The organism is Arthrobacter sp. (genome assembly GCF_031988865.1).
Lineage (GTDB): Bacteria > Actinomycetota > Actinomycetes > Actinomycetales > Micrococcaceae > Arthrobacter_B.
Genome location: NZ_DALZXY010000146.1, coordinates 1 through 4705, shown reverse-complemented (window position 1 = coordinate 4705; position 4705 = coordinate 1). Strand labels below are relative to the sequence as shown.

Genomic DNA, 4705 nt, shown 5'->3' with positions numbered 1-4705 from the left:
GGGCCGCCGCAGCCGCTGCCTGCCGGGCACGGCGGGCACGCCGGTCGCGGACGGCAAGGTTACGGAGTACGCCGAAAACGCCGATGGTTCCGACGATGGCGCCTACCGGCAGCCATCCGGAGACTGCCCCCAGAAGCGCGGCGGTGCCTCCGGCGAGGATTCCGGCGAGGAACAGCAGTCCGAGGCCGGCGAGGGCCAGGCGGCCATACCGGATACGCAGCGGGCCGGCTGCTGCGCTGGCAGGCCGGGCAGGGGTACTACCAGAACCACGGTCTGCCCCCGGCAGGGGGCGCCCCGGCCCGTGCGGCGGCTGGACGCCGGTGCTGGTGTTGTACATGATGTTCCCCTGAGAACTTGGGTCCGGTTCATTGGCGGCACTGCTATCTGCGCCGGTGGCGGATCCTGCTCGTCCGGAAATGGACGCTGCAGGTGCCTGCCTTCCGCGCAGATACTGCGGAGCAACCCACAGCAACCAGAGCCCGACGGCTGCCGCCAGGACCAGGGAACTGTTAAGAGGGATGTCCACAACTACGACGGTATGAGAAAAGAAACGCAGCGCTCGGCATTGTCCGCGGTGTGTCGGCGGACTTCCGCCAGATTCTCCGTTTCGGAGGTAAAAGCCGAGGTCAGCGGCGGGAAAGCCACCGGGGCAGCAGCCCTTCGGGAGCTTCTTCCGCGGTGAGCGCGAAACTGAGGTGATCCGCCCAGTCGCCGGCGATGTGCAGGTAGCGCCGGCGCAGGCCTTCTTCCCGGAAACCCAGTTTTTGCACCACCCGGAGACTGGGGCGGTTCTCCGGCCGGATGTTAATTTCCATCCGGTGCAGACCCAGGACCCTGAAGCAGTGGTCCGTTGCCATGGCAACGGCAGTTGGAGCAATTCCGTGGCCGGCCCGTGATTCATCCACCCAGTACCCCAGAGTCGCCATCCGCGCCGAACCCCACACGATGGTGGACACGGTCAGCTGGCCGACAATGGCGGGGGCGAACCCCGCTCCGCCCAGCCGTTCGGTGATCACGAAGGGCAGGGCAGAGTCCTGGCGCGCCTGCTGATTAAGGCTGCGGACCATCCCCGCATAGCTCGGGAGCTCCGAGCCGGGCAGAGGATTTGTGGCTTCCCACGGTCCGATCCACTGGGTGTTGCGGGAGCGGACTTCACTCCATTCCCGGCGGTCCCGGTATCGGATTGGCCGCAGCACGAGGTCGCCGCATTCCAGCGTTACCGGCCAGATTGCCGACCCCAGCACGCGGCTAGCCTTCGATGGAGCCGCTGAATTCCTTCAGCCAGGTCCGGAGGTCCGGGCCAAGGTCCTCGCGCTCGGAGGCCAGGGTCACCACGGCCTTGAGGTAGCTGAGCTTGTCACCGGTATCGTAGCGGCGGCCGCGGAAGATGACGCCGTAGACTCCGGACCCCTCCCCCTCGGCGGAGGCCAGGGTCTGCAGTGCATCCGTGAGCTGGATTTCTCCGCCGCGTCCCGGGCCTGTTTCCTCGAGGACGCCAAAGACCGCGGGGTGCAGCACGTAGCGGCCGATCACGGCAAGGTTGGAGGGAGCCTCATTAGCGTCGGGCTTCTCCACCAGTTCGTTGACGCGGACGTAGTCTTCGCCTTCGATAACCGAGATGTCGGCGCAGCCGTAGGAACTGATCTGGTCCGGTTCGACCTCGATGAGGGCGATGACCGAACCGCCGGTCTTGGCCTGCACCTCAACCATGGTTTCCAGCAGCGGATCGCGGGCATCGATGAGGTCGTCACCGAGGAGCACGGCGAAGGGATCGTTGCCGATGTGCAGCTTGGCCCGCAGGACAGCATGGCCCAGGCCCTTGGGATCGCCTTGGCGGAGGTAATGGATCTCACCCAGCTCGGACGATTCCTGGACGAGGGCCAGCTTCTTCTCGTCGCCCTTTTCCTTCAGCGTCTGTTCGATGAACGGAACCCTGTCGAAGTGGTCTTCGAGGGAGCGCTTGTTGCGTCCGGTAACCATCAGGATGTCCGACATCCCGGCGTTCACGGCTTCCTCTACGACGTACTGGATAGCCGGCTTGTCCACGACCGGAAGCATTTCCTTCGGCATGGCCTTGGTGGCGGGAAGGAAGCGGGTGCCCAAACCGGCAGCAGGAATAACGGCTTTAGTAATCTTCGGTCGTGAGGTCATGACGGTAAGAGTACCTAAGGGACCCGCCAGCGCGCCAAATGCAGCGCCGGTGTGGGCACAATGGATGCATGTCAGCTGATGCCAAAGCCCAGGTGCGTTCCCACTTCCGCCGCCTGCGGCGTGAATTGGGCGGTGACGCTTCCACGGCCGAGGAACTGGCGGCCGCCGCTGCTCCCTTGCTTAGCACCCTTCCGGTCCCCTCCGCCGTCGGGTGCTACCTCTCCATGGGCAGCGAACCTGATACCTCCCGGCTCCTCGAAGATCTGGCCAGTGCCGGGCACACTATCCTGGTGCCGGTCTGTGAACCGGAGCGGCAGCTCTCCTGGCGCCGCTGGACTCCGGATGTGCAGCTTGTACCCGGCTTGTTTCCTGGGATTCCCGAACCGGCCGGCCCGCGGCTGGGACTGGAAGCCGCCAAGAAACTTGACCTGCTGTTCATCCCGGCCCTCGCCGTTGACGCCGCAGGCTCCCGGATGGGCAAGGGCGGCGGCTACTACGACCGTTTCCTGGCCCGGTTCAGGGCCGCGGGCGGAACGGGGCGGACCGTCGCCGTCGTCCACGACCATGAGTTCCTGCCCGCCGGCGGGGTACCGGCCGATGCCCTCGACGCACCCGTCGACGGGGTCCTTACCCCGTCCGGTTTCACGGCGGTGCCTCTCGTAGAGGTGTATACTTAGCACTCGAGGCCCCAGAGTGCCAACCCCAGAGTGCCAGCAGTTCCGCGCCGGGACGTGCCCGCATGGAGGACACCGCTGAGGCCTTCTTTTCGCCCTTCAGGAGGAGTAAGAGTGCCCACGTATGCCTATGCCTGCAAGGATTGCGGCCACGCGTTCGACGTCCAGCAGTCCTTCACCGATGACAGCCTGACCGTCTGCCCGGAATGCGACGGAAACCTGCGCAAGAAGTTCAACAGCGTAGGCGTGGTTTTCAAGGGAACAGGTTTCTACCGCACCGATTCCAGGGAGTCGGCCTCGACGGTCCCCGCGGCACCTTCGAAGGACAGCCCGGCTAAAGCATCCGCGTCTGAGAGTTCATCCACGGCCCCTTCCCCCGCGCCGGCGGCTTCGTCAGCTCCGGCTGCCGGCTAGCAGCACACCAACCAGCAGCGTCCCGGACTGAACATCGTCCGGGGTTGAGCAACGTCGAATAACAGCAGCGTCGAAGGCGCCCACTGGTCCTCCACAGGTCCGCGGGCGCCTTCTTGCTGTCCCCGGCCCGGTCGGGATGCCGGCAGCTGGGCCGGAAGAGTCCGTAGCGTGAGCCCATGTTCGGCATACCCAGCAACCGCCGCATTCGGCGGGACACCCAGGCCGGAGGCCACCCTTCAGGCTCCGGGCGCGAAAATCGGCGCGCGCGGAATGGCATACCCCCGCCCGGATTCCACCGCCAACGTGGAAAGCCCCGCGGTGCGGCGGTGCGGGGAGAAGCGCGGAGGGACCGGCTGCGGAGGTTTTTGGTCCGACGCAGAAGGCTGCTGGCCGGGCTCCTTGCCGCCCTCGCCTGCGGCATTGCCGTTGAGGCCTATCTGCCTCCGGATGCCCGGACGGTGCTTCTGCTTACGGCCGACGGCGACCTGCCGGCCGGCCATGTCCTCCAGCCCGGAGACCTGCGGCTGTCTTCCCTGCCGGCCGCAGCATCTCCGCCCGGTGCCTTCAGCGATTCGGGAACCGTGGCCGGCAAACGGCTGGCCGTACCCCTCCGGGCAGGAACCGCCCTGACCGACTCCTATCTGGTGGGGCCGGGACTGCTTACCGGCTCGCCCGAGGGCACTGCCGCCGTGCCGCTGCGGACCGCGGACCCCGCCGCAGCGGGACTGCTCTCCCCCGGCGTCCTCGTTGATGTGATGCTGGCTGCCGGAACCGGTTTCGACGGCGCAGGGTTCGACGGCGGCGCTGAAGCGACGCTGCTCGCAGCTGGGGTCCCCGTCCTGTGGATTGCCGATGGGACAGCAGAGGCCGGTGCAACCTGGCCGGGTTCCGGAAATTCCGATGCCGGGCTCGTGGTCGTGGCCGCACGGGGCCAGGACGCCGCAGCCCTGGCCGGGGCGTCAGAGCGCGGGAACCTTTATTTGGTACTCAGCGGTGACTAGCAGTCCCGCCGGTGCCGTTCCAGTTTCAGCCCCAGTGCGGCGGGCGCTGTTCCCGAAGCCAGTCCGCGGTATCCTCGGGCCGGTCGCCCCATGCGCGGGGATCATCTTCACCGGAAAGCAGCGGCAGGACTCCCTTGCCGCTCCCCTTCCCGCCGTGGGGTTGGGCAGCGGAGGGTTCGGCAGCGGAGGGTTGGCCCGCGGATGATTGGCCTGTGGGAGCCGGGGGTTCCCCCGCACCGCCATCCGTACGATCCGGTCCTGCCGACGGGTTTTCCCCCCGGGCCGGGCTGGAGGCGCTGGCCACTTTGGCCCTGGTTCCTGCCGTGGCGGGGATGGACGGAGCCGACTGCACCAGTTCGGCTGCCCGCCGCAGCGTCGCCGGCGCCGCAGTGCTGCGCCGGGAGCGCCGTCTGGCCGGCGTCGAAGCAGCCTCAGCTGCAGTACCCGCAGCAGCGCCCGGAGCGG

General features: G+C 67.3%; 4 protein-coding genes and 2 pseudogenes. 3 read left to right on the top strand and 3 right to left on the bottom strand.

The features are described 5' to 3' along the window. The 3 genes and pseudogenes from RTN46_RS16465 to galU all read right to left on the bottom strand — a co-directional run. A pseudogene (locus RTN46_RS16465) lies at positions 1-526 on the bottom strand (hypothetical protein); the annotation flags it as partial. A gap of 100 nt (positions 527-626) precedes the next feature. Then, positions 627-1244, bottom strand: coding sequence for a GNAT family protein (locus RTN46_RS16460; protein ID WP_312183009.1), 618 nt, complete (start codon positions 1242-1244; stop codon positions 627-629). Positions 1245-1248: 4 nt separating this feature from the next. Then, entirely contained in the window at positions 1249-2151 is a 903-nt protein-coding gene (gene galU, locus RTN46_RS16455; protein ID WP_312183007.1) for a UTP--glucose-1-phosphate uridylyltransferase GalU, read from the bottom strand. 68 nt (positions 2152-2219) lie between these two features. On the opposite strand from galU, the gene RTN46_RS16450 reads away from it, so the two are divergent. The 3 genes and pseudogenes from RTN46_RS16450 (at position 2220) to cpaB (ending at position 4240) form a co-directional block, all read left to right on the top strand. After that, the gene (locus RTN46_RS16450) at positions 2220-2828 is read left to right on the top strand and encodes a 5-formyltetrahydrofolate cyclo-ligase (RefSeq protein WP_312183005.1); all 609 of its coding nucleotides are present in this window, start codon (positions 2220-2222) and stop codon (positions 2826-2828) included. Positions 2829-2858: 30 nt separating this feature from the next. Then, positions 2859-3032: pseudogene (locus RTN46_RS17055) on the top strand (FmdB family zinc ribbon protein); the annotation flags it as partial. Between the two features lie 572 nt (positions 3033-3604). After that, entirely contained in the window at positions 3605-4240 is a 636-nt protein-coding gene (gene cpaB, locus RTN46_RS16440; RefSeq protein WP_312183001.1) for a Flp pilus assembly protein CpaB, read from the top strand. Positions 4241-4705: the final 465 nt, after the last annotated feature.